The following is a 26,983-nucleotide window of genomic DNA, read 5'->3' as shown; positions in this document are numbered from 1 at the left end:
GTGGGTAAATCGTTGTCCGGTGTTCAGGTTCGCGGCTTTGGGCTGACCTGGTAGGCGCAGCGCCGCGCACCCGCGAGCACGTGCTCGACGCGGCTGACGGTCACTTCGGGCCCCAGCACTTCGTCGAAGAGTTGCAGCTCGCTGCGGCAGAAACCCGTGCAGGCCTGCGCCGCGGTGCAGATGGGGCAGTGGTTCTCGATGAAGAGAAAGCCGTCGCCCTCGGGCCGGAACTCGGCCATGTAGCCCTCGCGGCTGCGGATTTCCGCCAACCGCTCGAGCCGCGTCTTGAGGCTGCGCGCGCCGCGCATGGCCTCGGTGTAGTTGGCGCGCATGGTGTTCTCGCGCGCATCGATCAGCTGGTCCATGCCCTTCTGTCCGAACACGCTGATCACGGCGCTGATCATCTGCACCGTCATCTCGGCGTGCGTGTCGGGAAAGCGCTTGTGGCCTTCGCCGGTGAGCCGCCATATCTGCGTCGGCCGCCCGCGGCCGCTCGGGCGGCTCTCGGCGTCGACCAGGCCTTCGGCCTCCAGCTTCGCCATCTGCTGGCGCACCGCTTCCACCGTGACGTTCAGCACCTTGGCGATGTCGGGAATGCCGAGTGCGCCGCGGGTCTTGAGCGTGGAGAGGATGCGGTCTGCCGGCTGGTGCGGCATCCAGGCGGGCTTGGCGTCGATGGGGGCGGACATGGACGTTTCGTGGGTTCTTGGTAGGGCGATTGTCAGGCGGCCGGCCCTCCCTTCGCATCCGAAGGTGCTTGCCACCCGCCGCCCAGCGCCTTGTAGAGCGCGACGAGGCTGGTGTACGAGGCGGTCTCGGCCTCGGCCACGGCGTCCTGCGCACGCAGCAATGTACGTTGCGCATCGAGCACGCTCAGGTAGGGTGCGGCGCCTTCGCGGTAGCGGACTTCGGCCAGTTCGGCCGCACGGCCGCTGCGGGCCGCGGCCTGTACCAGCGACTGCAGGCGCTGCTGGTTCTGGCCGTAGCCGGTGAGGGCGCTTTCCACGTCCTCGATGGCGCGCAGCACGGTCTGCTCATAGAGCGCGCGGTCGCCTTCGGCACGCGCCTCGGCGCCGCGCACGCGGGCCTTGACCGAGCCCAGCCGGAGCGCAGGCCAGCTCACGCCGGGCGTCACGCTGAAGGCGCGGCTGGACGAACTGCCGAGGTCCGAACCCCGTAGCGCGATGAAGCCGAGGAAGCCGCCGATGTCGAAGCGCGGGTACAGCTCGGCCGTCGTCGCGCCCACATCGGCCGTGCTGGCCGCGAGGCCGCGCTCGGCACGCAGCACGTCGGGCCGGCGCCGCAGCAGGTCGCCCAGGTCGCCGATGGGCAGGCGCTTGTTGAGCACGCGCAGCTGTCGCGGTTGGAGCATCGGTTCGAGCTCGGCGGGGCGCAGGCCTGCCAGCACCGCCACGCGATACGCGGCCTGGCGTCGCGTGGTCTCGAACGCGGGCAACTGGCTCGCGGTGGTCGCGACGTTGGCCTCTGCGCTCGCAAGGTCGCCTTCGAGCCCGCGGCCGGTCTGCACCTGCGCCTCGGTCACGCGCAGGCTGCTGCGCAGGCTGTCGAGCGTGCGGCGCGTCACCGCCAGGCGCTGCTCGGCGCCGCGCATCTCATAGTAGTTGCGGGCCAGTTCGGCTACGGCCACGATGCGCACCTGCTCGAGGTCCGCCGCGCTGGCTTCGGTGCGCGCGGTGGCGGCTTCGTCGAGCCGCTTGAGGCGGCCGAACAGGTCGATCTCCCACGAGGCATCGAAGCCTGCGCGGCTGCTCTGGGCCAGCGAACGCACATCGGGTTGTGCGCCGCTGTTGCCCTGCGCGATGCTGCGCGTCTTGCTCGCGCCCATCGTGACGACGGGCAGGCGGTCCAGCTCGGCCTCGGTCTGCGAGGCGCGGGCTTCCAGGAGGCGCGCCTCTGCGATGCGAATGTCGTGGTTGCCGGCGAGCGCGCGTTCGATCAGCGCATCGAGCTGCGGATCGTCGAGCTGGCGCCACCAGTCGCGCTGCACCGCGTCGTTGGCGAACAGCGAGCGCTCGGGCGCCGAGATGGCGACGGGCGCCTCCTTGGGTGCGGTGTAGGTCGGTCCGACCGCGCATCCCGCGAGCACCAACGCACTGAGCAAGAAGGGTGCGGTGTTGAAGAGTCTTGTCATGGTCATGCTCCTTCGACCAGCGCGTCGAGCTCGGCGGTGCGCCGCGAGCGCCCCACCGTGCGGTGGTCGCGCGCCAGCAGCGTGTACATCGTGGGCAGCACGAAGAGCGTGAAGAGCGTGCCCACCAGCATGCCGACCACGATCACCAGCCCGATGCTGAACCGGCTGTTGGCCCCCGCGCCGCTCGCGAACAGCAACGGCACCAGGCCCACCACCATCGCCGCGGTCGTCATCAAAATCGGGCGCAGCCGGATGCGCGCGGCCTGTTCGATGGCGGGGCGCCGCGCCAGGTTGTCGCGCGCCTGGATCTCGTTGGCGAACTCCACCATCAAAATGCCGTGCTTGCTGATGAGCCCGATGAGCGTCACCAGCCCGATCTGCGTGTAGATGTTGATGGTCGCGAAGCCCAGCGCCAGCGGCACCAGCGCGCCGCAGATCGACATCGGCACGCTGATCAGAATGATCAGCGGATCGCGCAGGCTCTCATATTGCGCGGCCAGCACCAGGTAGATCACGACGATCGCGAAAACGAAGGCCACCACCAGTGCCGAACCCTCCTGCGTGAACTGGCGCGCATCCGACTGCCAGTCGTAGCTAAAGCCGGCGGGCAGCTTCCTGGCTTCTTCGCTCAGGAACGCCACCGCATCGCCCATGGTCACGCCCGGCATCGGAATGGCCTGGAAGGTCGCGGCATTGAGTTGGTTGAATTGCGTGAGCTTGTTGGGGCCGACGCTGGTCGAGAGCGTCACCAGGTTCGCGAGCGGCACGGGCTGCCCGCTCGCGCTCTTCACAAAGTAGCGCGCGAGGGCTTCGGCCGTGAGCCGCTGGTCGCGCGGCGACTGCGGGATCACGTCGTACGAGCGTCCGTCCATGCCGAAGCGGTTGACGTAGTTCTCGCCCACCAGCACCGCGAGCGTGTCGCCGATGGCCTTCATCGTCACGCCCATGCTGTTGGCCTTGGCGCGGTCCACGCGCACTTCCGTCACCGGGTTGTTGAACTCCAGGTCGCTGTCGACCACGGCGAACTTGCCGCTATCGCGCGCCGCGGTCTTGAGCGTTTCCATCGCCTCGAACACCGCGCGGTGGTCGCCCGCGCTGCGGATCACCATCTGCACCGGCAGCCCGCCGGTCGAGCCCGGCAGCGAGGGCAGCTGGAACGCGAAGATGTTGCTGCCCTCCACGTCGCCCATGCTCGCCTGCACCTCACCCTGGATCTGGTCGGCGTTGCGTTTGCGGTCCTTCCAGTCGGAGAGCTGCACGCCGCCGATGCTGTTCGAGACGCCATCGGAGCCGTTGATGAGCCAGCGGCCGGTGTTCTCGGGGAGCGCCGCGAACACGTCGTCCCACTTCTTGCCGAACTTCTCGACGTAGTCGATGTTGGCGTGCTGCGGCGACTTGATGACCGTGAGCACCATCGCCTGGTCTTCACCGGGCGCGAGCTCGCGCTGCGCCGCGTTGTAGAGGAAGGGCAGGCTCACCAGCACCACGGCCGCAAGCAGGCCCGTGACCCAGCGGTGGTGCAGCGACACATCGAGCAGCCGGCCGTACGCGGTGGCGAGCTTGTGGAAGAACGACTCCGCATGGCGCGCCATGCGGCTGCCGGTGGCGTCCTGCGGCAGCAGGAACGAGCTCATCACCGGCGACAGCGTGAGCGCGATCACGCCCGAGACCACCACCGCGCCCGCGAGCGTGAAGGCGAACTCCTTGAAGAGCGAGCCGGTGAGCCCGCCCATGAGGCCGATGGGCGCATACACCGCGGCCAGCGTGAGCGTCATCGCGATCACCGGGCCGGCCACTTCGCGCGCGCCGATCAATGCGGCCTGCACGCGCGACTTGCCTTCCTCGATGTGGCGGTGCACGTTCTCCACCACCACGATCGCATCGTCCACCACGAGGCCGATGGCCAGCACCATCGCGAGCAGCGTGAGCAGGTTGATGCTGAAGCCGAAGAGCAGCATCAGCGCCGCCGCACCCAGCATCGACAGGGGAATCGTCACCACCGGAATCAGCACCGCGCGCACCGAGCCCAGGCACAGGAAGATCACCAGCACCACGATGGCGACGGCTTCGAGCAGCGTCTGCTGCACCTCGTCGATCGAGGCCTCGATGAAGCGCGCGAGCTCGAAGGGCAACTGCACCTCCACGCCCGGCGGCATGTTCTGCTTGATGCCGGGCAGGAGGTCGCGGATGCGCTTGACGATCACCAGCGGGTTGCCGTTGGGCGCCGCCTGCAGGCCGAGGTAGATGGCCTTGTCGCCGTCCATCGTCGCGCTGCTGTCGGCGCTGGCTGCACCCAACTCGACCGTGGCCACATCGCCCAGCCGCACGATGGCGTCGCCCTCGCGCTTGATGACCATGTCGCGGAACTCGGCCACGTTCACCAGGTCGGTGTTCACGCGGATGTTCGACACCACGAAGAGGCCCTTCACCTGGCCGGGCGCCGCCTGCACATTGTTCTGCCGCAAGGCGTCGGCCAGCTCGCCGGCCGAGATGCCGCGCGCAGCCATGCGGTTGGCGTCGAGCCACACGCGCATCGCCAGCGTTTGTCCGCCCGACACCTCGACGCCCGAGACGCCGGGAATCGATGCGAACTGCGGGTGCACCACGCGCGAGAGGTAGTCGGTGAGCGCGGGCACCGGCATCGTCTTGCTCGAGAAGCCGACATACGCCACCGCGGTGGCTTCGCCCGACGACTTGAGGATCACCGGATCGAAGGCCTCGGCCGGCAGCCGGTACTTGACCTGGCTCACCTGCGCCATCGCCTGCGTGAGCGCCTGGTTGGCATCGGCGTTGAGCTTCATGCGCACGCTGATCACGCTGCGCCCGAGCGTGGAAGACGACGAGAGGTAGTCGACGTTCTCGATGGTCGCCACCGCCTGCGCGATCGGCTGCGTGACGAAGCCCTGCATCAGTTCCGGCGAGGCGCCGGGGTACTGCGTGGTGATGGTGAGCGTGGTGCTCTCGGTGAGCGGGTATTGCCGCACCGGCAGGTCGCCCAGGGCGCGGGCGCCGAGCAGCAGGATCAGCGTGCTCACCACCAGCGCCAGCACGGGCCGGCGCACGAAGAGGTCGGTGAACTTCATGACTTGCGCTCCGTGAGGGCGAGCGTGTCCTTCCCGGCCGGCGCGACGGCGGCACCGGTGTACAGGCGCAGCTGGCCCGAGGTGACGACCTTCTCGCCGGCCTTCAGGCCCTCTTCGATGACGACCAGGCCGTCCTGCCGGTCGCCCGCCTTCACGAACACCTGGTGTGCCGTGAAGCCGTCGCCTTTTTCAGCGGGGCGCACGACGAAGACAGAGTCGCCGTGGGTGCTGTAGGTGATGGCGGTTTCCGGCACCGTGATCGCGTCGGTGCGCGAAGGCAGCGCGACCTTGCCGTTGACATACATGCCGGGCGTGAGTGCGCCATCGGCGTTGTCCACCGTGGCCTGCAACCGCACGGTGCGGGTGTCGCTGCCGATCTGCGGCTCGATGGCGCTGAGCCTGGCCTGGAACACGCGGCCCGGGTACGCATCGACCGCGAGCGACACCGCCTGGTTGCGCTTGAGCGCAGGCAGCGCGGTCTCGGGCAGCGTGAGGTTCGCGAACAGCGTGCGGCCGTCGGTGAGCGACACCAGCGTGTCGCCGGCCCGCACGAACTGGCCGAGGTTCACCTTGCGGATGCCCAGCACGCCGTCGAACGGTGCCTTGATGCGCTTCTGCTCGACCAGCGCCTGCACCCGCCGCAGTTCGCCGCTGGCCTGGTCGAAGCCGGCTTGCGCCTGTTCCATCTGCTCCTGCGTGGCGGCCTGTTGCGGCAGCAGGCGGCGCGTGCGGTCGAGCAGGGCCTTGGCGTTGGCGCGCTGGGCGGTCAGGCGTTCGAGGTCGCCCTGCTCGGGGGCGTCGTTGAGTTGCACGAGCAACTGGCCGGCGCGCACTTCGGCGCCGGGTGTGAAGAGGATCTTCGCAACGCGCCCCTCCACTTCGGCCGGCACCTCGACCTGCCGGTTGGCTTCCAGCGTGCCGATGCCGCTCAGGAAGCGCGCCATTTCCGTCGGCCGCGCGGCGGCCACCGCCACCTTGGCCGGCTGCATGCCGCCGTCCGCTGCATGTGCCGGTCTCAGCCTGGCGAGCCCGTAGCCCGCCGCTCCCACCACCAGTACCGCGAGGCCGGCGACCAGCCAGGCCCTTGATCGTGTGTTCATGATCTCGATCCGTTATTTATCAAAGTAGATGCTTTGATTATTGAATGCCGTCGAAGGCGCTGTCGAGCAAGACAGCGCAATGACCCCGATAGGGCCGGGCTATCCACGGGTTTCGCGGTCCGGCGCCTGCCCTGAAGACGGGCAGGCGCCTGGCTTTGTGACAGCCGGAGCTTGGAAAAAGGGACTCGGAAGGGGCGCGTTTTTACGCTTTCTTTATGCGGCCCCACCGACTCTGTTCCCCGTTTTTACGGACGTCTGCCGAGACTGAAGGCCTTGTGTTTCGCTCCAGGAGCAATTGAATGGACATCGTCTGGATGAGCGCCTTGCTGGCGCTATGGGTCGTGGTAGCGGCCATGGTCGTCGGGCTGAACAAGCTCGAGGGACCGAACCCGCCGAACGCCGGTCATGCCGGCAACACCGCCAATACCGGCGCCGGAGAAGCATCGTGATCAGCCTCGAAGTCCTCTACGGATTCGGCGCGCTCATCGCCGTGATCCTGTTCGCCTATCTCGTCTTCGCGCTGATCTGCGCCGAGGAATTCTGAAATGACCGCGTCCGCCTGGGGCCTCCTGGCCCTCTTCCTCGCCGCACTCGCCGTGCTGGCCTGGCCCGTCGGCAAATTCCTCGCCGCGCTCTGCAACGAGCGCGTGCCGCGCTGGATGCAGCGCGTCGAGGCGCCGCTCTACAAGCTCGCGGGCACCGCCCCCGAGCGCTCGATGAACTGGCGCACCTATGCGCTGGCGCTGCTGGCCTTCAACCTCGTGGGCGCCATCGTCGTCTACGCGTTGCAGCGTCTGCAGGGCGTGCTGCCGCTCAACCCGGCCGGCATGGGCGCGGTGTCGGCCGACTCGGCCTTCAACACCGCCGTGAGCTTCGTCGCCAACACCAACTGGCAGGGCTACGCCGGTGAATCGACCATGAGCTATCTCACGCAGATGCTCGGCCTCACGGTGCAGAACTTTCTCTCGGCCGCCACCGGCATCGCGGTGGCCTTCGCACTGGTGCGCGGCTTCGCGCGCCGGGGCGACGGCGCGGGGAGCAAGGGCCTGGTCGGCAACTTCTGGGCCGACATCACCCGCGTCACGCTGTGGGTGCTGGTGCCGCTGTCGTTCGTGCTCGCGGTGTTCTTCGTGGGCCAGGGCGTGATCCAGAACTTCGATGCCTACAAGGACGTGGCCACGGTCGAGACCACCGCGTTCCAGCAACCGAAGAACGGTGCCGATGGCCAGCCGCTGAAGGACGAGAAGGGCGCCCCGGTGATGGAAGACGCCACCACCAAGACGCAGACCCTCGCCATGGGCCCGGTCGCCTCGCAGGAAGCGATCAAGATGCTCGGCACCAACGGTGGCGGCTTCTTCAACGCCAACTCGGCGCATCCGTACGAGAACCCGACGGCGCTCGCCAACCTGCTGCAGATGATCGCGATCTTCCTGATCCCGGCGGCGCTGTGCTTCACCTTCGGCCACGTGGTGGGCGACATGCGCCAGGGCTGGGCCGTGCTCGCGGCGATGACGGTGATGTTCGTCGTCGCGGTGATGGTGGTCACGCCCGCCGAGCAGGCCGGCAATCCGCTGTTCGGATCGCTCGGCGTCGACCAGATGTCCAGCGCGCTGCAGGCCGGCGGCAACATGGAAGGCAAGGAAGTGCGCTTCGGCATCGACGCCTCGGCCCTCTTCGCCGCCGTGACCACGGCCGCCTCGTGCGGCGCGGTGAACGCGATGCACGACTCGCTCACCCCGCTCGGCGGCATGGTGCCTATGGTGCTCATGCAGCTCGGTGAAGTGGTGTTCGGCGGCGTCGGCAGCGGCCTCTACGGCATGCTGATCTTCGCGATGCTCGCGGTGTTCATCGCCGGCCTCATGATCGGCCGCACGCCCGAGTACCTGGGCAAGAAGATCGAAGTGCGCGAGATGAAGCTCATCTCCATCGCCATCCTGGTCACGCCGATCCTGGTGCTGGCCGGCACCGCGGTGGCGGTGATCGCGGGCGCCGGCAAGGCCGGCATCGCGAACCCCGGCGCGCACGGCTTCTCGGAAATCCTGTACGCGCTGACCTCTGCCGCCAACAACAACGGCAGCGCCTTCGCGGGCCTCTCGGCCAACACGCCCTTCTACAACGGCCTGCTCGCGCTGGCCATGTGGCTCGGCCGCTTCGCGATGATCGTGCCGGTGCTGGCCATTGCCGGCTCGCTGGCCGCCAAGAAGCGCCTGCCCGTCACCAGCGGCACGCTGCCCACGCACGGCCCGCTGTTCGTCTCTTTGCTGATCGGCACCGTGCTGCTGGTCGGCTTGCTCAACTACGTGCCGGCGCTCGCCCTCGGGCCGATCGTCGAACACCTGGTGCTCTGGAAATAAGGAGCCCACCATGACTGCCAACACCAAAACCTCTCTCTCGCTGTTCGATGCAGCGCTGGTCAAGCCCGCCCTCTGGGGCGCCTTCGCCAAGCTGAACCCGCGCACCCAGTGGCGCAACCCGGTGATGTTCATCGTCTACATCGGGAGCATCCTCACCAGCCTGCTCTGGGTGCATGCGCTGAGCTTCCCGGGCGACACCGGCATGAAGCCCGCCTTCGTGCTCGCCGTGACCATCTGGCTGTGGTTCACCGTGCTGTTCGCGAACTTCGCGGAAGCGCTGGCCGAAGGCCGCAGCAAGGCACAGGCCGCGTCGCTGCGGGGCCTGCGCAAGGACACCTGGGCCAAGAAGCTGGCCGAGCCGCACCACGGTGCGCAGTGGCTCCCCGAACAGGCGCCCAACCTGCGCAAGGGCGACATCGTGCTGGTGGAAACCGGCGACGTGATCCCGCTCGACGGCGAAGTGATCGAAGGCGTGGCCTCGGTCGACGAGAGCGCCATCACCGGCGAATCGGCACCCGTGGTGCGCGAATCGGGCGGCGACTTCTCGGCCGTGACCGGCGGCACCCGTGTGCTGTCCGACTGGCTGGTGGTGCGCATCTCGGTGAACCCGGGCGAGTCGTTCCTGGACCGCATGATCGGCATGGTCGAAGCGGCCAAGCGCCAGAAGACGCCCAACGAGATCGCGCTCACCATCCTCTTGGTCGCCCTGACGCTCGTGTTCCTGATGGTCACCGTCACGCTGCTGCCGTTCTCGGTGTTCAGCGTGGAGGCCGCGGGCGCGGGCACCGTGGTGTCGCTCACCGCACTGGTCGCGCTGCTCGTCTGCCTGATCCCGACCACCATCGGCGGCCTGCTCTCGGCCGTCGGCGTGGCCGGCATGAGCCGCATGATGCAGGCCAACGTGATCGCCACTTCGGGCCGCGCGGTGGAAGCAGCCGGCGACGTCGATGTGCTGCTGCTCGACAAGACCGGCACCATCACCCACGGCAACCGCCAGGCCAGCGCGTTCCTGCCCGCGCCCGGCGTGCCGAAGGGCCGCCTTGCGCGCGCCGCGATGCTCGCCTCGATGGCCGACGAAACGCCCGAGGGCCGCAGCATCGTCGAGCTCGCACGCCGTGACGGCCTGGAGGCTTCCGCTGTCGAGGTCCTGCGCTACGTTCCCTTTACCGCGCAGACCCGCATGAGCGGCGTCGACCTGCCGGCCGCGCCCAACAGCCTGGACACCGATGCCGTGCTGCTGCGCAAGGGCGCGGTCGATGCGATCCGCCGGCATGTCGAATCGATGGGTGGCAGCGTGCCCGCCGAGATGCTGCGCGCCGCCGAGGAAACCGCGCGCCGCGGCAGCACGCCGCTGGCCGTGGCCGAGGGCGACCGCGTGCTCGGCGTGGTCGAGTTGAAGGACATCGTCAAGACCGGCATCAAGGAGCGCTTCGCCGAACTGCGCCGCATGGGCATCAAGACGGTGATGATCACCGGCGACAACAAGCTCACCGCCGCGGCCATCGCCGCCGAAGCGGGCGTGGACGACTTCCTCGCCGAAGCCACGCCCGAGGACAAGCTCGCGCTGATCCGCCGCTACCAGCTCGAAGGCCGCCTGGTCGCGATGACCGGCGACGGCACCAACGACGCGCCCGCGCTCGCGCAGGCCGATGTGGCGGTGGCGATGGGCAGCGGCACGCAGGCCGCGAAGGAGGCCGGCAACATGGTCGACCTGGACTCCAACCCGACCAAGCTGCTCGAAGTGGTGGAGACCGGCAAGGCGCTGCTCATGACGCGCGGTTCGCTCACCACCTTCTCGATCGCCAACGACGTGGCGAAGTACTTCGCGATCATTCCGGCGATCTTCGTCTCGACCTATCCGCAGCTGGGCGCGCTCAACGTGATGCGCCTGGCGAGCCCGTCGTCGGCGATTCTTTCTGCGGTGATCTTCAACGCGCTCGTCATCGTGTTCCTGATCCCGCTCGCGCTCAAGGGCGTGCGCTACCGGCCGGTGGGCGCTGCCGCGCTGCTGCGCCGCAACCTGGCCATCTACGGCCTGGGCGGCCTGCTCGTCCCCTTCATCGGCATCAAGTTGATCGACTGGCTGCTTGTGGCCGTCCATCTGGTTTGAGGAGCATTTCTCATGAACAACAATGGCAACATCATTCGTCCCGCGATCGTGCTCTTCGCACTGCTGAGCGCACTCACCGGGCTCATCTATCCGATGGCCGTCACCGGCGCCGCCAAGGCGGTGTTTCCGAAGGAGGCGGCGGGCAGCCTGATCGTGCTCGACGGCACGACGGTCGGCTCGAAACTCATCGGGCAGAACTTCAGCGACCCGAAGCACTTCTGGGGCCGCCCGTCGGCCACCGCGCCGCAGCCTTACAACGCGAGCGCCTCGGGCGGCGCGAACCAGGGCCCGCTCAACCCGGCGCTGACCGATGCGATCAAGGCGCGCGTCGAGGCCCTGCGCGCCGCGGACCCGGGCAACACCGCGCCGGTGCCGGTCGACCTCGTCACGGCTTCGGCCAGCGGACTCGATCCGGACATCAGCCCCGCCGCCGCGCACTACCAGGCAGCCCGCATCGCGCGCGTGCGCGGGGTGCCGGTCGACCAGATCAACGCGTTGATCGAGAAGAGCACCCAGGGCGCGCTCTGGGGCCTGCTCGGTGAATCGCGCGTCAACGTTCTCGCACTGAATCTCGCGCTCGATGCGTCAACTTCTTCGACTGCGCGTTGAGGAGAAAACCATGGCTTATGCCGCTTACCGTGAACACCCCGGCGTGCTGCGAACGCACGCGCCCATGACCGCCACGAGCCCGTTCTACGTGCTCGACGTCACCGTCTGCTGCGCCGACGCACTGCGCGTGCGCCGCAGCATCGCAGGCTGCCCCGATGCGGGCGTGGTGCGCTGCGAACCATTGCTGCACGCCCTCTCTTCGCAGGAAAGCGATGCGCCCTGCGTGCGGCTGATGATCCGCCTGCCCATCGCCAGCTACGCCGAGGTGCTGCACCGCCTGATCGAGTGCGTGCCCTCGGGCGAGATCGGCCGGCTCGTGAGCTGGCGCGAGCACCTGGCACGCTGCGGCCTGCGCGATGGTCACTGACCTCTTTCACGCGCTGCTGGCGCTCGCGGCGCTGTTCGTGCCGCTGGGCTTCGCCTGGTGGGTTCTGTCGCGCACCGCGCGGCGGCACGAGGCCAAGCGCCGCAAGGGCGGCCCGATGCGATAACCTGCGCAGCCATCCGACGTCATCCATGCCCGACACCCGCCCCGACCCCGATGCCCTGATTGCGCAGCTGCGCAACGACGAGGCGCGTGCGCTGCGCGGCAAGCTGCGCATCTACTTCGGCGCGAGTGCCGGCGTCGGCAAGACCTGGGCGATGCTGAGCGCCGCCCAACGCGAGCGCACCGCGGGGCGCGACGTGCTCATCGGCGTGGTCGAGACGCACGGCCGCAGCGAAACCGCCGCACTCCTCGCGGGGCTCGACACGCTGCCGCTGCGCGAGCTGGCCTACCGCGGCCGCACGCTCGCCGAGTTCGACCTCGACGCGGCCCTCGCGCGCAGGCCCGCCGTGCTGCTGGTCGACGAACTGGCCCACACCAACGCCCCGGGTTCCCGTCACGCCAAGCGCTGGCAGGACGTGCAGGAGCTGCTGGCCGCGGGCATCGAGGTCTGGTCGGCGCTCAACGTGCAGCACCTCGAGAGCCTCAACGGCACGGTCGGCGCGATCACCGGCGTGCGCGTGCACGAGACGGTGCCCGACACCGTGCTCGATGAGGCCGACGAAGTGGTGCTGGTCGATGTCACGCCCGATGAACTCACCGCGCGGCTCGCGGCCGGCAAGGTGTACCTGCCGCAGCAGGCCGAGCGCGCCGCACAGAATTTCTTTCGCAAGGGCAACCTGATCGCGCTGCGCGAGATTGCGTTGCGCCGCACCGCCGAGCATGTGGAAGACGACGTGCGCGGCTGGCGGGTCGAACAGTCGGGCGCGGCCGGCAACGGACACGGCGGCGCGCTGCAGGCCTGGAACACCTCGGGCGCGATCCTCGCGTGCGTCGGACCGCACGAAGGCGCGGCGCAAACGGTGCGCACGGCGGCGCGGCTCGCGGGCCAGCTGAATGTGCGCTGGCATGCGGCCTACGTCGAAACGCCCCGGTTGCAGCGCCTGGCGGCAGAGGAGCGCGACCGCATCCTCGCGGTGCTCAAGCTGGCCGAGGAGCTGGGCGCGGCCACCGCGGTGCTCACGGGTTCCGACGTGGCCGAGCAACTGTCCGAGCAGGCCCGCCGGCTCAACTGCGCGACGCTGGTGATGGGGCGCTCGGAGCCCGCGAGCGGCTGGCGCCGCTGGTGGCCGGCCGCAGCGGTTCCGTTGCCACGTGCATTGGCGCAGCGCGCGCCCGCGCTCGACATCCTGGAAGTCGGCCGTGCCGACAGCGCGCGCCGGCTGTCGCGCACGCCGCTCAACACGCCGCGTGCCGACGACGACGATCACGAGAAAGCGCCGATCCACTGGCCCGGCTACGCCTGGGCGACGGCCACGAGCGTGGCGCTCACGCTGGTCTGCACACCGCTGACCGGCGTGCTCGAACTCTCGAACATCGTGATGCTGTTCCTGCTCGGCGTGGTCGGGGTGGCGATGCGCTTCGGGCGCGGGCCTTCGGCGCTGGCGGCCTTGCTCAACGTGGCCGCGTTCGATTACTTCTTCGTGCCGCCGCGCCTGTCGTTCGCGGTGAGCGATGTGCAGTACGTGCTGACCTTCGCGATCATGCTGGGCGTCGGCCTGCTGGTGGGGCAGCTCACCGCGGGGCTGCGCTTTGCGGCCGGTGTATCGACCAGCCGCGAGCGGCGCGCTCGCTCGCTGTTCGAACTCACGCGCGAGCTCTCGGCGGCGCTGGAGAGCACGCAGGTCGTCACGCTCGGCGCGGCTGCGGTGCAAGGCCACTTCGGCGGCCATGCGCTGGTGCTGGTGACAGACGCGGCCGACCAGCTCGTGCTGCCGAAGGATCCGCCGGAGGGCTTCGACGCACAGGTGGCCGACTGGGCGTTCCGCCACGGTCAGCCCGCGGGCCTGGCGACCGCCACGCTGGCGGCGCAGCCGTGGCACTACGTGCCGCTGCAGGCGCCGATGCGCGTGCGCGGCGTGCTGGCGCTGTCGCCCTCGCAGCCGCGCTGGCTGCTGATTCCGGAGCAGGCGCAACAGCTCGACACGCTGGCGCGGCAGATCGCGATCGCGCTGGAGCGCGTGCACTACGTCGAGGTGGCGCAGCAGGCCGTGGTCGAGATGGAATCGGAGCGGCTGCGCAATGCGCTGCTCGGCGCGATCTCGCACGACGTGCGCACGCCGCTCACCGCATTGATCGCGCTGGCCGAATCGCTGCAGACGCTGCCGCCCGAGGAACACAACAACGCGGCGCGCGCCATCGTCGCGCAGGCGCACGAGCTGCATGCGCTGGTCAACAACCTGCTCGACATGGCGCGGCTCGAAAGCGGCATCGCGGGCGGCGCGGTGAACCTGCGGCGCGATTGGCAGTCGGTCGAGGAAGTGGTGGGGTCGTCGATCCGCGCGGCGCGCACCTCGCTGGGCGATGCCGTTGTGCAGACCGCGCTCGATGCGGACCTTCCGCTGGTCGAGTTCGATGCGGTGCTGATCGAGCGCGTGCTCGTCAACCTGCTGGAGAACGCCACGAAATATGGCGCTCCGCCCATCGTGGTGGGCGCACGCGCCGAGCCCGGCACGCTGGTGCTCACGGTGCGAGACCACGGCCCTGGCCTGCCCGCCGCGTTGCTGGGCCGCGAACAGAAGCTGTTCGACAAATTCACCCGCGGCGAGGCGGAGTCGGCCACGCCGGGCGTCGGGCTGGGCCTTGCGATCTGCCGCGCGGTGGTGAGCGCGCACGGCGGCGAAATCACCGCTGCCAATGCGCGCGACGGCGGTGCAGAATTCACCGTCACCCTGCCACGCCGCGAGCCGCCCGAACCGGCCGAAGCCCAACTCTGAAGCCATGCCATCCCCCACCGCCATCGTGATCGAGGACGAGCCGCAGATCCGCCGCTTCGTGCGCGGCGCGCTCGAGGCCGAGGGCTGGCTGGTGCACGAGGCCGGCACGCTGCGCGACGGCCTCGCCGCGGCAGGGACGCGGCAACCTGATCTGCTGGTGCTCGACCTGGGGCTGCCCGATGGCGATGGCGTCTCGCTGATCCGCGACGTGCGCGGCTGGTCGGCCGTGCCGATCATCGTGCTGTCCGCCCGCACCGACGAGGCCGACAAGATCGCCGCGCTCGATGCCGGTGCCGACGATTACCTCACCAAGCCCTTCGGCACCGGCGAGCTGCTGGCCCGCGTGCGCGCCAACCTGCGCCGCCCGCGCGCAGCTGGCGGCGGCAACGACGAGCCTGCCGAAGCCGTCTTCCGCTTCGGCGAGATCGAACTGGACCGGGCCGCACGCATCGTGCGCCGCGCCGGCGCCGAGGTGCACCTGACGCCGACCGAGTACCGGCTGCTCTCCGTGCTGGTCGCGAATGCAGGCCGCGTGCTCACGCAGCGCCAGTTGCTGCGCGAGGTGTGGGGGCCGTCGCACACGGACCAGAGCCACTACCTGCGGATCTACATGGGGCATCTGCGGCAGAAGCTGGAGGCCGATCCGGCGCAGCCCAAACATTTGCTGACCGAGACTGCGGTGGGGTATCGGCTGGTGGTCTAGGCGAACGCCACCCCCAAGCGGGAGATCAGGCCGCAACGCCCTTGTTCGGATTGAGCAAGAACTTCTCCCCCGTCGCCTGCTTCCCATACACCCCGATCGCATCGAGCTGCAGCGCCTCGAACAGCGAAATCTCCCGCGTGTACTTGCTCGCGAACGTCGTCTTCAATTCAGCAACCACACGCGCCTTCAGCCGCTGCGTGCCTTCCGTCCCCAGCTTCTGCAGGAACGGAAACAGCAGCCACCCGCCCATGCCCCATGTCATGCCGAAGTTGCGCACGAACTCGGTCGGGCCACGGTCCAGGCCGCCGTAGATGTAGACCTGCTTGTGCGTGGTCGATCCGTATCGGCTGTATTCCTTGGCGGTGCGGTTCAGCGCCGCTTCCATGCAGCCGAGGATCTGGCCCGCGAGCTTGCCGCCTCCGGTGGCGTCGAAGGCGAGCGTGGCGCCGGTGTCGACCAGCGCCTGCGTCAGGTCTTCCAGAAAGGTCGGCGAGGTCGCGTTGCACACGTACTTCGCGCCGATGCCGCGCAGCAGCGCCTCCTGCTCGGGCTTGCGCACGATGTTGACGAGGTCGATGCCGTCCTTCTGGCAGATCTTGTTGAGCATCTGCCCGAGGTTGGAGGCGGCCGCCGTGTGCACCAGCGCCTTGTGGCCTTCGCGCCGCATCGTCTCGACCATGCCCAGCGAAGTGAGCGGGTTGACGAAGCATGAAGCGCCTTCGGCCGGCGTCGTGCCCGCGGGCAGTTCGAGGCATTGCGCGGCAGAGAAGGCGCGGTATTGCGAGTACATCGCGCCGCCGATGGCGGCCACGGTCTTGCCGAGCAGCGCCTGCGCGGCCGGCGACGACCCGGCCTTGACCACCACGCCCGCGCCTTCGTTGCCGACCGGCATCGACTGGTCGAGCCGCCCTGCCATCGAAGGCCGCGCGCGTTCGGGAACGATGGCGGTGACGACCGGGCGGTCTGCGGTGCCCGATGCCTTCGCGGTGGTCATGTCGGCGGCGCCGAAAAGGAGGCCCAGGTCCGACGGGTTCATCGGCGACGCCTCGACGCGCACGATCACTTCATCGGCCTTGGGTTCGGGGATGGGTTCGTCGTGCAGCGAGAGTTCGAGTTCGCCGTTCGATCGGACGAGAGAGCGCAGTTGGAGTGCCATGGAAGAAGCCCCTGTGAAAGGTCGTTCGGAGATGGCCATCGGCCACGGGGCGGCCAGTATAGGAGCGGGGTGCGAAAGCTGCAGGCGCCTTCAGGACACCACCGGAATCACCGGGGCATGGGCCAGCGCATGGCGCATCCGGAGCGGATCGAGCCGCTCGATGTAGCGCGGGATGTTGCGCCACAGCGTGTGATAGCCGTAGCCGCCGCGCAGCATCTCGTGGCGCGCGCTCTCTTTGTCCCAGTCCTGCACCGCCATGCGGTAGACGGCCGCCACCACGCCTGTGCGGTCCGCGCCGTGCATGCAATGGATGAGCACCGGCCCCTGCTTCTCGGCCTCGCGGATCGCGACCAATGCGCGCAGCACCTTCGCATCGTCGATGGACCAGGTATTGATCGGCACGCGCACGAGCCGGATGCCGCTGCCCGCGAACACCTTCTTGTCGTCGTTGAACGACCGCAGGCTCACGATGGTGCGGATGCCCAGCGACTGCAGCGCCGCCACGTTCGCGCGCCGCGGCTGTGCGCTGCGGTACAGCGTGGGCGTGATGCGGTGCAGGTTCTCGACCTGCAGTTCGTCCAGCGGATCGGCCCAGTGGCCGGGGCGCAGGTCGTCGATGTCGGTTGCCGCCGTCATCGCGCGCGTCGACGCCAATGGCGCACCGTCAGGATCAGCGCCGCCACCGCGAGACCGCCCCAGTAGTCGACCGGCGCGCCCCACAGCCAGTGCTTGTGCCAGAACGCATCGACCGGGTTGAAGCGCGCCCAGCCGAAGGCCGGGTTGATGATGAACCACATGAAGTCTTCGCTGACCCAGAAGACGATCAGCCCCGCGACGGCGAACCCCACGTTGCGCCATGTCCACCGGCCGTTGAACGCCAGCGGCGAGAAGAACACCAGCGCCATGAAGGTGAACACCCAGGCGTGGTAGCCGGTCATCGCGCGGCCGCCCCAGAAGATGTCGAGCCAGATGCTGTTCTCGATGCGCCAGGTGGGCAGCGACGTGGCCCAGCCCGCACCGCCCTCGATCTGGATCTCGGCGTTGGCGAAGAAGAAGGCCATGACGACCACCCACACCAGGTAGCCCAGCGTGCGGCCCACGCCGGTCTTTTCGACCTCGCCGCTCACGCTACGGCACCCAGCACGTGCTGCAGCACGGCGCGCGCGGCCTGCGGCTTGCCGAGCGCGCGACTGCGCGCAGCCATGTTCGCGAGCTTGGCGGGGTCGGCCATCAGGCGCGCCACCTTGTAGTCAAGCCCGATGGCGTCGTAGGCGAGCCAGGCGGCGCCTTCTTCCATCAGGAAGCCGGCGTTGTGTTCTTCCTGTCCGGGAATCGGCGAGATCAGCAGCATCGGCTTGCCGAGCGCGAGGCACTCGGACACTGTCAGGCCACCCGGCTTGGTGACAACCAGGTCGGCCGCGGCCATCAGCTTGTGCATCTCGTTGGTGAAGCCCACGGCCACCACGCGGCCCGGATGGAGCGCCGCCAGTGCCTGCAGCTTGCCGTGCGCCTCGGCGTTGCGGCCCGCAACCGCGATCACCTGGAAGTTGCCTTCACCGCCCAGGCCGAGCACGCGCTCGACCATGCTCGGCAGATCGCCCACGCCGGCACCGCCAGAAGCCATCAGCAACACAGGCCGCGACGGATCGAGCCCGAGTTCTGCAGCGCAGGTGTTGCGCGCGAGTGCCGGCACATCGGGTTCGGAGAACGCCGGCATCACGGGAATGCCGGTCACGTGGATGCGGTCCGCGGGAATGCCGCGTGCGCGCAGGCGAAAGGCGACTTCTTCCGTTGCGGCCAGGTAACCGGCCATGCCCGGCACGAGCCACATGTTGTGCAGGTCGTAGTCGGTAATCTGCAGCCATACCGGGTAGTCGATGCGCCCGCGGTTGCGTTCGCGCATCAAGAGCTCCGCGGGCAGGAAGTGCGTGCAGATCACCGCATCGGGCTTCTCGCGCCGGATCTCGCGCACCAGCGCGCCGGTGCTCAGCCGTTCGATACCCCGGCGAAGGCGCTGCGAAGGTGCGTGGTGCGGCGTGCTGTCGGTGCGCTGGTGCAGGTACGACCACAGCTCGGGTGCGCGGTTCACGAGCTGGATGTACCAGTCGGTGTAGACCTTGCGAAAGCCGCCGGCCACATGGGCCATGGCGTCGGTGTGGACCGCCGTGCAGGGCGGGGCGAGGGACTGGGCGGTGGCGGCAAGCGCCTGTGCTGCACGCACGTGGCCGTTGCCGGCGCTCACGCTGAGGATCAGGAGTTTGGTCATGGGTTCGGCTGTCTGGGCGGATTATGGACATGCTGTGTGGCACTGTCCTTGGCCGGTTGTTCAGGCCTGCGATCACCAGCAGCGCGCCCAAGTGCGCAGGGCATCGGGTGCTCCCCGCAGCGAAATCAAGGAGGAGGGGCGAAGCCCCGGGGGACATTCGCGGAGGGGAGTGCCCGGTGGCCTGTGCACCCGCCCCGAAAGATCACCGCATCAAAGGGGCGCCCGCGACGTGACGAACTGGTTCACCCCGATGGCCGCCCGTTCACGGATCGCATCGAACGTGGTGTTCGCCACGATGCGCCCGTTCTCGAACACAGTCTGCAGCAGATCCACTTGCCCATTCGCAAGCGTTTCTTCGCGCACCGTCTCCACTTCACCGCGCGCGTTCCGCACCAGCGCGAGCCGTCCCTTCTTCGACGCCTTGCTCACATCGCCCACCGGCGACTTGTAGACATCGCGCCACTCGCCGTTCACCTGCATCGCCGAACACTTCATTGCCCATTGCATGGTGTCGCGGTTGACCTGCTGCAGCAGCCCGCCGCCCATGCCGAAGGAGATGTTCTCGGTCGAGAAACCGTTGTGGAAGAAGTTGGAAAGGCACAACCGCAGCGAGTCGAGGTTCACGCCATCGCCCTGAATGATCCGCACGTTGTTCAGCACGCGAAAGCCCTTGGCATTGGTCGTGGTGCCGAAGCGGTCGGCCAAAATCTGCGCCACCTTGAGCGTGGTCTCGGCCGGGTCGCCCGAGTCGGGCCGCACCACCAGCGTCGCGCCCGAGGCCACCACCTTCGCCTTCAGCTCGCCGCCCCAGATGCGCGCGCAGGCATTGAAGATGTCGTAGCTGTCGCTCACCACCGCGAAGGTGGCGCCGGGCTTGCCGAACTGGTCGACCATGTTGCTGTACGCGTCGGACTCATGGTCGCGGCCCCAGCCCGTGATGGTGCTGTGCTCGGCCGCGGGAATCGAGAAGCCCGCCACGTCGCAGTCGTAGTACCGGCGTGCTGCCACCAGTGCGGCCAGCGTGTCGGTGCCCATGAAGTTGACCAGGTGCGCCATGCCGCCGAGCGCCGCTGATTCGAGGCTTGACACGCCGCGCGCGCCGAAGTCGTGCAGCCTGAAGGCGATCTGGCCTTGCGGGTCGTCGCAGGTCGCTTCGAGGTATCGCAGCAGCGTGGTACGTGCAGCCGCGGAGAGCGTGGCCACCGTGGTCGGATACCAGATCGCGCGCAGCAATTCGGTCTCCAGAAAGCTCGTGACCCAGAAGAACTCGGGGTCGGTGTTCTCGATGGTGGCCAGCACGTTGTGCACTGGCAGCACGCTGCCCTCGGGCACTGCCCGGATGCGCACCGGCATCAGCCCGCCGTGCTTCTCGATCAGCCGCAGCCACCCTTCGCGGTTGAAGGGTTCGCCATGCACCGCCATCATCGCGGCGGCTTCGTCGACATCGGCGAGCGTCACCGGTGTCTGCAGATATTCGCGCAGGTAGGCCTGCAGGCCGAAGAACAGCGAATGGCTGAAGATGCCGCCGCGCGATTCGATGTAGCTGTGGACGGTCTGCGTGCCGGGCGGATATTGCATCCAGTGCGACACCTTGTAGGAGTCGGTGCGCAGCAGCAGGTTGTTGCCCAAAGGCGAGGAGGTGAGATTGCGGTTCATGTGAAAGCTCCTTTCACGTTGGCCCCGTCAACCGGGGCCGTTCTTGCTGACAAAGCCTGGTCGTTCAATTCTTGCCCAGGCCACCCAAAAAATGATTCGCGATGAAGAAGTGGTCTTCGTAGATGCGGTCCTGCATGTCGAGGAACTCGGCAATCGGCACCCAGCGCACCTCGGCCGCATCGTCATCGGCGCGCACGTCCGACAGGCCCGTCCACTGGTTGTGCGCCAGCTCGAAGAAGAAGCCGTGCGTGATCGTGCGGCCGCGCTGCGAGCGGTCGGGCGCATCGAACACGTGGCTGGCCTTCATGCTGCCATTGAGCACGGGCACGGGCACCTTCAGGCGGGTTTCTTCCTTCAGCTCGCGGATGGCCGCGTCCTGCAGCCGCTCGTGCTGGCCGACGAAGCCGCCGGGCAGCGCCCAGGTGCCCTTGCCGGGATGGAACTTGCGCTGCACCAGCAGGATGTGGCCGGCCTCGACCACGATGGCATCGACCGTGGTGTAGATCGGCGGAAAGTCGCTGCCCGCATAGCGGTACTTGTCGCGGTAGTCGACGAGGAAGGCGCTCTCTTCGCAGAGCTCGGCGTAGTCGGCGGTGTGCGTGAACTGCTCGAGGAATGCGGCGGTGCCGTCGGGCAGGTCGGCCGGTGCGAGCTGGCCGCGGTTCTCGGGATCGAAGTAGAGGCCGCGCACGTCGGTGGCGTTGAGGCTCTCCACGCTGTGCTGTCCGACGAACTCCCAGTGCGGGAAGAGCTTGAGGTAGTAGCTCGAAGCGTCCTTCAGGTGCCCCACGAGGGCGACCTTGGCCTTGGCAGGTGCATGGCCGTCCTGCTGGATCAGCCGCTCGACGGCGGACTGGATCGACGCGATCCAGATCTGGTCGTTGTAGGGCGAGTCGCCCACGCCGACGACGCTCACCCGCATCTGCTCGGTGCCGCGCAAGCAGGCGCGCACCATGCGTTCGCGTTCGTCGAAGGTGAAGGGGTTCTTGACGCTCCGGGGCTTGCGGTCGGAGCCGACCACCACGATGACCCGATCGGCGGCGCGGAGGCCCTCTTCGATGAGTCGTTGGTGACCGAAATGAACGGGCTGGAAACGCCCGATGACGATGGCGTACTGGTACTTGCGTGTGCTCACTTGGGAATCCCCCAAAATTGGCGCAATCAACTTGCGCTTGCGTTCAGGATAGCATCGGTGCCGCCCATGAATCAAGCCTTTCGATGACCGAGCCCTCTTCCCCCCATGCTCCCGTGCGCCTGAACAAGCGCATGGCCGAACTCAAGATGTGCTCGCGCCGCGAGGCCGACGAGTGGATCGCCAACGGCTGGGTGAAGGTGAACGGCAAGCCGGCCGAGATGGGCGTGAAGGTCACGCCGTCGGACCGCATCGAGATCGACAAGGCCGCCAAGGGCCAGCAGGCGAACCAGGTCACCATCCTGATCAACAAGCCCATCGGCTATGTCAGCGGGCAGGCCGAAGACGGCCATGAACCCGCGGTCACGCTGTTCACACCGCAGAACCGTTGGGCCGACGACAACGCGCGCTTCTTCTTCAGTCCCCAGCAGCTGCGCGGCCTTGCACCATGCGGTCGGCTCGACATCGATTCGATCGGCCTCCTGGTGATGACGCAGGACGGCCGCATCGCACGCCAGCTGATCGGCGAAGACTCGGTGATGGAGAAGGAATACCTGGTGCGCGTGGCTTACTACGGCCCGGGCCAAGCCGCACCGACGGGGCAGCTCATCCGCATGGACGACGACGATCCCGTCACGCAGAACGTGCAGGCGGTCTTTCCCCCGGCGATGCTCGCGAAGCTGCGCCACGGCCTGAGCCTCGACGGCCAGGCGCTCAAGCCGGCGCGGGTCGAATGGCAGAACCCCGAGCAGCTGCGCTTCGTACTCACCGAGGGCAAGAAGCGCCAGATCCGCCGCATGTGCGAACTGGTCGGCCTCAAGGTGGTGGGCTTGAAGCGCGTGCGCATCGGCAAGGTGATGCTCGGCAACCTGCCGGTGGGGCAGTGGCGCTACCTCGGGCCGCACGAGAAGTTCTGAGCGTTCGCCGATGGCCGCCCTGCTGAGCCAGCGCGCGCTGAACCGGGCCACGCTGGCGCGGCAGATGCTGCTGGAGCGGCGCAAGGCGACGGCCCTGCAGGCCATCGAAAAACTGGGCGGCCTTCAGGCGCAGGCGCCGAACCCGCCCTACATCGGCCTGTGGAGCCGGCTCGAAGGCTTTCGCCGCGAGCAGCTCGCCGACGCACTGAAGAAGCGCCGCATCGTGCGCATGTCGACGCTGCGCGCGACCCTGCACCTGATGGCCGCTTCGGATGCGCTGGCCTGGCGTCCGTTGCTCGAAGCCGTGCACCAGCGGGGACTGTCGGGCGAACATTCGCGGGCGCTCGAAGGCATCGACCGGGCCGCCGTGGTGAAGGCCGGGTGGGCGCTGCTGGAAGGCGGCCCGCTCACCAGCACCGAACTCGGGCAGGCACTCGCGCTGCGTTGGAAAGACCGCTCACCCGCCTCGCTCGCCGCACTCATCCGCAACAACGTGCCGCTGGTGCACCTGCCGCCCGCGGGCAACTGGAATTCGCATCAGAACGCGCAGTTGCAGCCCATCGGGCAGTGGCTCGGCGAATCCGCCGCCGATGTCACTCCCGCCACGCAGGAGGACCTGCTGCTGCGCTACCTGGCCGCCTTCGGCCCCGCCACGCTCGCCGATGCCGGCGCGTGGTCGGGCCTCACCGGCTGGAAGGCCGTGGCCGAGCGCCTGAGGCCGCAACTGCGCGTGTTCACCGGCGAGCAGGGCCAGGAACTGTTCGACCTGCCGCGCGCGCCGCGTCCCGATCCAGACACGCCCGCGCCGCCGCGCCTTGTCGCCGAATGGGACAACCTGCTGCTCTCGCACGCCGACCGCAGCCGCGTGCTGAGCGAGTCGCACCGCGCCCGCGTGTTCACCATCAACGGCATCGTGCGCGGCACGGTGCTGCTCGACGGCTTCGTGGCGGGCACCTGGAAGATCGAGCGGGCGAAGGGCACGGCGACGGTGGTGCTGGAGCCCTTCACGCGCTGGTCGAAGGCCGACCGGCTCGGCGTGGAGGAAGAGGCCATGCGTCTGCTGGCCTTTGCAACGGACGGCGAAGGCGAGCGGCACGACGTGCGCGTGCTGTGACCCTTGCGCCTGCACGACGCCTAAGGCTTGCCTAAGACTCCACCCCTACGCTGCGCCTCGGCGCAGGACCCACTACCGATCATCCCGATCACGTGCTACCTTGCGGCCGAAGGAGTCGCCGCAATGCGCGTGCTTTTGGTGGAAGACGACGAAATGATCGGGCGCAGCCTGAAACAGGCGCTCGAGGGTGCGGGCTGGTCCGCCGACTGGGTGCGCGACGGCGAGCTTGCGCAGAGCGCATTGGGCGACGGTGGCTACACCTGCGTGCTGCTCGACCTGGGCCTGCCCAAGCAGGACGGCACCGACGTGCTGCGGCGCGCACGCGAACGCGGCGATGCGACACCGGTGCTGGTGCTCACCGCGCGCGACGGCCTGGACGACCGCATCAACAGCCTGGACCTCGGTGCCGACGATTACCTGCTCAAGCCCTTCGAGTTCCGCGAGCTGCTCGCGCGCATGCGGGCCGTGGTGCGCCGCCGCGATGGCGCGGCGCATTCGCTGGTGGGCAGCGGCACGTTGCAGCTCGACCTGACGACGCGCGAGGTGTTGGTGAACGGCGCGCGCGAGGCGCTCACCGCGCGCGAGTTCGCTCTCCTGCATGCGCTGCTGGAACGGCCGGGCGCCATCCTCTCGCGCGAACAGCTGGAGAACCGCATCTACGGCTGGGGCGAGGAAGTGACGAGCAACGCCATCGACGTGCTGATCCACGGCATGCGCCGCAAGCTCGGCGCCGAGTCGATCCGCAACGTGCGCGGGCTCGGGTGGCGCGTGGCTGCATGACGGACGGCGCCGCGCAGCCCGGCCGCTGGTGGCGACCGCGCTCGCTGCGCACGCAGTTGCTGCTGTGGCTGATCACGCTGCACGTCATCGCGGCGGTGCTCACCGCCTGGTTCTCCTTTCTGGCTTATGGCAACCTGGTCCATAACGCGCTGGACGAGCAGATGCAGCTGGTGGCCGAGTCGTACACCGGCAACGATCCGCCCAAGACGCCCCGCGCGATCGACGGCGACGCCGCGTTCTCGCGCGGCGCCTTCGTCGTGCAGATCTGGAGCGCCGACGGTGCGACGCTGCGCGCGAGCTCGTGGCCTGCGCTGTCGGTGCCGCTGCAGTCCGGCAAGGGCTTTCGCAACGTGACCACGGGCGCCCATGCGCATTCGAGCTGGCGTGTCTTCACCGCCGAACCCGGTCCGCGCGCCGACCAGCCGCGCGTGCAGGTGCTGCAGAACGAGGACTACCGCCGCCGCCGCGCATTGCGCCGCGCGTTGCTCGAAGGCCTGCCGATCGCGCTGCTGCTGCCGGCCGCGTTGCTGATCCTGTGGCTCATCGTTTCGGCGGCCTCGCGCTCGCTGCGTGGCGTGGCGCGCGACGTGGCCTCGCAGGACGAGCGCAGCCCCACCGAGTTGTCGCTCGCGCGCGTGCCCGACGAAATCACGCCGCTGGTGGGCGCGTTCAACAACCTGCTCTCGCGCGTGCGCAGCGCCTTTGCGACACAGCGCCGATTCGTGCAGGACGCGGCGCACGAGCTGCGCACGCCGATGGCCGCGATCGGCCTGCAGATCGAGAACCTGCGCGCGCACGTGCCGGCCGGCGAAGCCACCGACCGTTTCAACCAGCTCGAAGCGGGCGTGACGCGCGCGCAGCACCTCATCGAGCAACTGTTGAGCCTCTCGCGGCAGGATGCGCCGCAGCGCGCCATGGCGCGCGAGGCCATCGACATCGAGGTGCTGCTGCGCGAGAGCGTGAGCCAGCTGATGGTGCTGGCCGACGCGCGGCGTGTGGACGTGGGCTTCGAAGGCAGCATCACGCCGGTGGTGTCCGCGCCGGCGTCCGAGTTGCGCAGCGTGTTCGACAACCTGATCGACAACGCGCTGCGCTATGCGCCCGAAGGTGGCGTGGTCGACGTGCGGCTGCATGAGGTCGAAGGCCATGCGGTGGTCGATGTGCTCGACAACGGGCCGGGGATTCCGCCGTCAGCGATGGGTCGTGTGTTCGATCGCTTCTTCCGCGTGCCCGGCGCCGCAGCCGGTGGCAGCGGACTCGGGTTGGCGATTGCGCAAACCGCTGCCGAGCGCAATGGCATGCGGATCGAATTGCGCAACCGCGACGATGGCCCGGGGCTCATGGCGCGCGTGCATCTGCCGTCATTGCCCTAAGCCGCACCTAACTCTTCGCTCACGCTCATCTCAGTCAGGGTGCCTAGAGTGCGCTCAGGTCCTGCCACGCGCAGTTCGCGCGATGGCACGAGACCGGAGACAACCTGCCCTCAGGAGAACACACCATGCGCATTTCCTTCAAGCTTCTCGCCATTGGTTCCTTCGCTGCGCTCGCAGCGCTGGGCACCGTCAATGCATCGGCCGAAACGACCGATGGCTCCGACTTCCATCCGCTGCAGATGAACTCGCCCGAAAAGCCCGAGGTCCAGGCGGGTGCGATGGCCGCTGCGCGCCCGAGCGGCACCGAATCGATCGGCCAGTCGACCAGCGCACCCGCAATGCTGTCGAAGGTCTCGGACACCGAAGTGCAGGCCGGCGCGATGGCCGCTGCGCATCCGAGCGGCACCGAATCGATCGGCCAGTCGACCTCGCTGCCGCTGGTGAAGTCGGCCAACGGCAGCTGACCTCGGTCGACGGCGCGGCGACGCTCAGTCGTCGTTGCCGTTGCTGAGCAGCGCGCGGTAGATCACCGCGCCGATGATCGCGCCCGCGATGGGTGCGACCCAGAAGAGCCACAGTTCCGACACCGCATAGGACGGCCCGAAGAGGGCCGGGCCTGTGCTGCGCGCCGGGTTCACCGACGTGTTGGTCACAGGAATCGAGATCAGGTGAATCAGCGTGAGGCACAGGCCGATGGCCAGGCCCGCGAAGCCACCGGCTGCGCGCTTGGCTGTCGAGCCCAGGATCACGATCAGGAACACGGCCGTCATCACCACTTCGCACAGCGCGGCGGCGTAAAGGCCGTACTTGCCGGGCGAGTGTTCGCCATAGCCGTTGGTGGCGAAGCCGCCGATGTCCGCGCCCGGTTTGCCCGTGGCGATCAGATAGAGAATGCCGGCCGCCGCAATGGCACCGAGCACCTGCGACACGATGTAGCCTGCAAGTTGCGAGGCCTTGAAGCGGCCCGCGGCGGCGAGGCCGATCGACACCGCTGGATTGAAGTGGCCGCCGGAGATCGGCCCCAGCGCATAGGCCCCTGTCACCACCGTGAGACCGAAGGCCAGCGAGACCCCGAGCAGGCCGATGCCGACACCCGGAAAGGCCGCTGCCAGAACTGCGCTTCCGCAGCCTCCGAGCGTGAGCCAGAAAGTACCAATGAACTCGGCCGACCATTTTTTGTAGGTACTGTGTTCCATAACGCTCCATCCTGAAGTTGA

General features: G+C 68.4%; 25 protein-coding genes. 14 read left to right on the top strand and 11 right to left on the bottom strand.

The window, feature by feature from the left end; translation table 11 throughout:
* Positions 1-23 precede the first annotated feature (23 nt).
* Genes GNX71_RS31710 through GNX71_RS31695 form a run of 4 tightly spaced genes read right to left on the bottom strand, consistent with a single transcriptional unit; the run spans position 24 to position 6,335 of the window.
* A complete protein-coding gene (locus GNX71_RS31710; RefSeq protein ID WP_206176069.1) occupies positions 24-689 on the bottom strand; it encodes a metalloregulator ArsR/SmtB family transcription factor in 666 nt (221 codons plus the stop codon).
* A gap of 32 nt (positions 690-721) precedes the next feature.
* A complete protein-coding gene (locus GNX71_RS31705) occupies positions 722-2,152 on the bottom strand; it encodes an efflux transporter outer membrane subunit (protein WP_241027102.1) in 1,431 nt (476 codons plus the stop codon).
* A gap of 2 nt (positions 2,153-2,154) precedes the next feature.
* On the bottom strand, positions 2,155-5,235 hold the full coding sequence (locus tag GNX71_RS31700) for a MexW/MexI family multidrug efflux RND transporter permease subunit (protein WP_206176067.1): 3,081 nt from the start codon (positions 5,233-5,235) through the stop codon (positions 2,155-2,157).
* Entirely contained in the window at positions 5,232-6,335 is a 1,104-nt protein-coding gene (locus GNX71_RS31695; protein ID WP_206176066.1) for an efflux RND transporter periplasmic adaptor subunit, read from the bottom strand. Before GNX71_RS31695 ends, GNX71_RS31700 begins: the two co-directional genes overlap by 4 nt.
* 299 nt (positions 6,336-6,634) lie before the next feature.
* On the opposite strand from GNX71_RS31695, the gene GNX71_RS31690 reads away from it, so the two are divergent.
* Genes GNX71_RS31690 through kdpE form a run of 9 tightly spaced genes read left to right on the top strand, consistent with a single transcriptional unit; the run spans position 6,635 to position 15,372 of the window.
* The gene (locus GNX71_RS31690) at positions 6,635-6,784 is read left to right on the top strand and encodes a hypothetical protein (protein ID WP_206176065.1); all 150 of its coding nucleotides are present in this window, start codon (positions 6,635-6,637) and stop codon (positions 6,782-6,784) included.
* On the top strand, positions 6,781-6,879 hold the full coding sequence (kdpF, locus tag GNX71_RS31685) for a K(+)-transporting ATPase subunit F (RefSeq protein WP_093243136.1): 99 nt from the start codon (positions 6,781-6,783) through the stop codon (positions 6,877-6,879). Before GNX71_RS31690 ends, kdpF begins: the two co-directional genes overlap by 4 nt.
* A gap of 1 nt (position 6,880) precedes the next feature.
* On the top strand, positions 6,881-8,689 hold the full coding sequence (gene kdpA, locus GNX71_RS31680; protein WP_206176064.1) for a potassium-transporting ATPase subunit KdpA: 1,809 nt from the start codon (positions 6,881-6,883) through the stop codon (positions 8,687-8,689).
* 10 nt (positions 8,690-8,699) lie between these two features.
* Positions 8,700-10,799 carry a potassium-transporting ATPase subunit KdpB gene (gene kdpB / locus GNX71_RS31675; protein WP_206176063.1) on the top strand — a complete coding sequence of 700 codons (2,100 nt, stop codon included), beginning with the start codon at positions 8,700-8,702 and terminating at the stop codon, positions 10,797-10,799.
* Between the two features lie 12 nt (positions 10,800-10,811).
* On the top strand, positions 10,812-11,408 hold the full coding sequence (kdpC, locus tag GNX71_RS31670; protein ID WP_206176062.1) for a potassium-transporting ATPase subunit KdpC: 597 nt from the start codon (positions 10,812-10,814) through the stop codon (positions 11,406-11,408).
* 10 nt (positions 11,409-11,418) lie between these two features.
* Positions 11,419-11,775 carry a hypothetical protein gene (locus tag GNX71_RS31665; RefSeq protein WP_206176061.1) on the top strand — a complete coding sequence of 119 codons (357 nt, stop codon included), beginning with the start codon at positions 11,419-11,421 and terminating at the stop codon, positions 11,773-11,775.
* Complete coding sequence (locus GNX71_RS33720) at positions 11,765-11,899, top strand: hypothetical protein (RefSeq protein ID WP_257864064.1); 135 nt, start codon at positions 11,765-11,767, stop codon at positions 11,897-11,899. Before GNX71_RS31665 ends, GNX71_RS33720 begins: the two co-directional genes overlap by 11 nt.
* 25 nt (positions 11,900-11,924) lie before the next feature.
* On the top strand, positions 11,925-14,669 hold the full coding sequence (locus GNX71_RS31660; RefSeq protein ID WP_206176060.1) for a DUF4118 domain-containing protein: 2,745 nt from the start codon (positions 11,925-11,927) through the stop codon (positions 14,667-14,669).
* 4 nt (positions 14,670-14,673) lie between these two features.
* A complete protein-coding gene (gene kdpE / locus GNX71_RS31655) occupies positions 14,674-15,372 on the top strand; it encodes a two-component system response regulator KdpE (protein WP_206176059.1) in 699 nt (232 codons plus the stop codon).
* A gap of 25 nt (positions 15,373-15,397) precedes the next feature.
* On the opposite strand, the gene GNX71_RS31650 is transcribed toward kdpE, so the two are convergent.
* From GNX71_RS31650 to GNX71_RS31625, 6 genes are all read right to left on the bottom strand, one after another.
* A complete protein-coding gene (locus GNX71_RS31650) occupies positions 15,398-16,528 on the bottom strand; it encodes a zinc-binding dehydrogenase (protein WP_206176058.1) in 1,131 nt (376 codons plus the stop codon).
* 90 nt (positions 16,529-16,618) lie between these two features.
* Positions 16,619-17,164, bottom strand: coding sequence for a dual specificity protein phosphatase family protein (locus GNX71_RS31645; RefSeq protein WP_206176057.1), 546 nt, complete (start codon positions 17,162-17,164; stop codon positions 16,619-16,621).
* Positions 17,161-17,655, bottom strand: a complete 495-nt coding sequence (locus GNX71_RS31640; protein WP_206176056.1) for a hypothetical protein — start codon at positions 17,653-17,655, stop codon at positions 17,161-17,163. The genes GNX71_RS31645 and GNX71_RS31640 overlap by 4 nt, the downstream gene beginning before the upstream one ends.
* Positions 17,652-18,794 (bottom strand): glycosyltransferase, encoded by a 1,143-nt coding sequence (locus GNX71_RS31635; protein ID WP_206176055.1) that lies wholly within the window; start codon positions 18,792-18,794, stop codon positions 17,652-17,654. Before GNX71_RS31635 ends, GNX71_RS31640 begins: the two co-directional genes overlap by 4 nt.
* Before the next feature lie 210 nt (positions 18,795-19,004).
* Positions 19,005-20,450, bottom strand: coding sequence for a nicotinate phosphoribosyltransferase (locus GNX71_RS31630; protein WP_206176054.1), 1,446 nt, complete (start codon positions 20,448-20,450; stop codon positions 19,005-19,007).
* A gap of 64 nt (positions 20,451-20,514) precedes the next feature.
* Positions 20,515-21,585: a bifunctional nicotinamide-nucleotide adenylyltransferase/Nudix hydroxylase gene (locus tag GNX71_RS31625; protein ID WP_206176053.1), complete on the bottom strand. Its 1,071-nt coding sequence runs from the start codon at positions 21,583-21,585 to the stop codon at positions 20,515-20,517.
* 83 nt (positions 21,586-21,668) lie between these two features.
* Here GNX71_RS31625 and GNX71_RS31620 point away from each other — a divergent pair, with 83 nt between their 5' ends.
* From GNX71_RS31620 to GNX71_RS31600, 5 genes are all read left to right on the top strand, one after another.
* Entirely contained in the window at positions 21,669-22,499 is an 831-nt protein-coding gene (locus GNX71_RS31620) for a pseudouridine synthase (protein ID WP_042581349.1), read from the top strand.
* 10 nt (positions 22,500-22,509) lie between these two features.
* A complete protein-coding gene (locus GNX71_RS31615; RefSeq protein ID WP_206176052.1) occupies positions 22,510-23,613 on the top strand; it encodes a winged helix DNA-binding domain-containing protein in 1,104 nt (367 codons plus the stop codon).
* Positions 23,614-23,736: 123 nt separating this feature from the next.
* Entirely contained in the window at positions 23,737-24,393 is a 657-nt protein-coding gene (locus tag GNX71_RS31610; protein WP_206176051.1) for a response regulator transcription factor, read from the top strand.
* Positions 24,390-25,766, top strand: coding sequence for an ATP-binding protein (locus GNX71_RS31605; RefSeq protein ID WP_206176050.1), 1,377 nt, complete (start codon positions 24,390-24,392; stop codon positions 25,764-25,766). The genes GNX71_RS31610 and GNX71_RS31605 overlap by 4 nt, the downstream gene beginning before the upstream one ends.
* A 125-nt stretch (positions 25,767-25,891) precedes the next feature.
* Positions 25,892-26,230, top strand: coding sequence for a hypothetical protein (locus GNX71_RS31600; protein WP_206176049.1), 339 nt, complete (start codon positions 25,892-25,894; stop codon positions 26,228-26,230).
* 24 nt (positions 26,231-26,254) lie between these two features.
* Here the strand turns inward: GNX71_RS31600 and aqpZ are convergent, their stop codons facing one another.
* The gene (gene aqpZ / locus GNX71_RS31595; protein ID WP_206176048.1) at positions 26,255-26,962 is read right to left on the bottom strand and encodes an aquaporin Z; all 708 of its coding nucleotides are present in this window, start codon (positions 26,960-26,962) and stop codon (positions 26,255-26,257) included.
* Positions 26,963-26,983 lie beyond the last annotated feature (21 nt).

Origin of the sequence: Variovorax sp. RKNM96 (assembly GCF_017161115.1) — a bacterium.
GTDB lineage: Bacteria > Pseudomonadota > Gammaproteobacteria > Burkholderiales > Burkholderiaceae_C > Variovorax.
The sequence above is the reverse complement of the archived record's forward strand: the minus strand, read 5'-3'. Positions and strand labels throughout refer to the sequence as shown.

Coding starts and splice junctions, on each gene's coding strand:
- GNX71_RS31635 (WP_206176055.1), bottom strand. CDS start 18,794: ATGACCAAACTCCTGATCCTCAGCGTGAGCGCCGGCAACGGCCACGTG.
- GNX71_RS31605 (WP_206176050.1), top strand. CDS start 24,390: ATGACGGACGGCGCCGCGCAGCCCGGCCGCTGGTGGCGACCGCGCTCG.
- kdpC (WP_206176062.1), top strand. CDS start 10,812: ATGAACAACAATGGCAACATCATTCGTCCCGCGATCGTGCTCTTCGCA.
- GNX71_RS31645 (WP_206176057.1), bottom strand. CDS start 17,164: ATGACGGCGGCAACCGACATCGACGACCTGCGCCCCGGCCACTGGGCC.
- aqpZ (WP_206176048.1), bottom strand. CDS start 26,962: ATGGAACACAGTACCTACAAAAAATGGTCGGCCGAGTTCATTGGTACT.
- GNX71_RS31705 (WP_241027102.1), bottom strand. CDS start 2,152: ATGACAAGACTCTTCAACACCGCACCCTTCTTGCTCAGTGCGTTGGTG.
- GNX71_RS31710 (WP_206176069.1), bottom strand. CDS start 689: ATGTCCGCCCCCATCGACGCCAAGCCCGCCTGGATGCCGCACCAGCCG.
- GNX71_RS31665 (WP_206176061.1), top strand. CDS start 11,419: ATGGCTTATGCCGCTTACCGTGAACACCCCGGCGTGCTGCGAACGCAC.
- GNX71_RS31600 (WP_206176049.1), top strand. CDS start 25,892: ATGCGCATTTCCTTCAAGCTTCTCGCCATTGGTTCCTTCGCTGCGCTC.
- GNX71_RS31620 (WP_042581349.1), top strand. CDS start 21,669: ATGACCGAGCCCTCTTCCCCCCATGCTCCCGTGCGCCTGAACAAGCGC.
- GNX71_RS31610 (WP_206176051.1), top strand. CDS start 23,737: ATGCGCGTGCTTTTGGTGGAAGACGACGAAATGATCGGGCGCAGCCTG.
- GNX71_RS31630 (WP_206176054.1), bottom strand. CDS start 20,450: ATGAACCGCAATCTCACCTCCTCGCCTTTGGGCAACAACCTGCTGCTG.
- GNX71_RS31700 (WP_206176067.1), bottom strand. CDS start 5,235: ATGAAGTTCACCGACCTCTTCGTGCGCCGGCCCGTGCTGGCGCTGGTG.
- kdpE (WP_206176059.1), top strand. CDS start 14,674: ATGCCATCCCCCACCGCCATCGTGATCGAGGACGAGCCGCAGATCCGC.
- GNX71_RS31650 (WP_206176058.1), bottom strand. CDS start 16,528: ATGGCACTCCAACTGCGCTCTCTCGTCCGATCGAACGGCGAACTCGAA.
- GNX71_RS31615 (WP_206176052.1), top strand. CDS start 22,510: ATGGCCGCCCTGCTGAGCCAGCGCGCGCTGAACCGGGCCACGCTGGCG.
- GNX71_RS31660 (WP_206176060.1), top strand. CDS start 11,925: ATGCCCGACACCCGCCCCGACCCCGATGCCCTGATTGCGCAGCTGCGC.
- GNX71_RS31695 (WP_206176066.1), bottom strand. CDS start 6,335: ATGAACACACGATCAAGGGCCTGGCTGGTCGCCGGCCTCGCGGTACTG.
- kdpB (WP_206176063.1), top strand. CDS start 8,700: ATGACTGCCAACACCAAAACCTCTCTCTCGCTGTTCGATGCAGCGCTG.
- GNX71_RS33720 (WP_257864064.1), top strand. CDS start 11,765: ATGGTCACTGACCTCTTTCACGCGCTGCTGGCGCTCGCGGCGCTGTTC.
- kdpA (WP_206176064.1), top strand. CDS start 6,881: ATGACCGCGTCCGCCTGGGGCCTCCTGGCCCTCTTCCTCGCCGCACTC.
- GNX71_RS31690 (WP_206176065.1), top strand. CDS start 6,635: ATGGACATCGTCTGGATGAGCGCCTTGCTGGCGCTATGGGTCGTGGTA.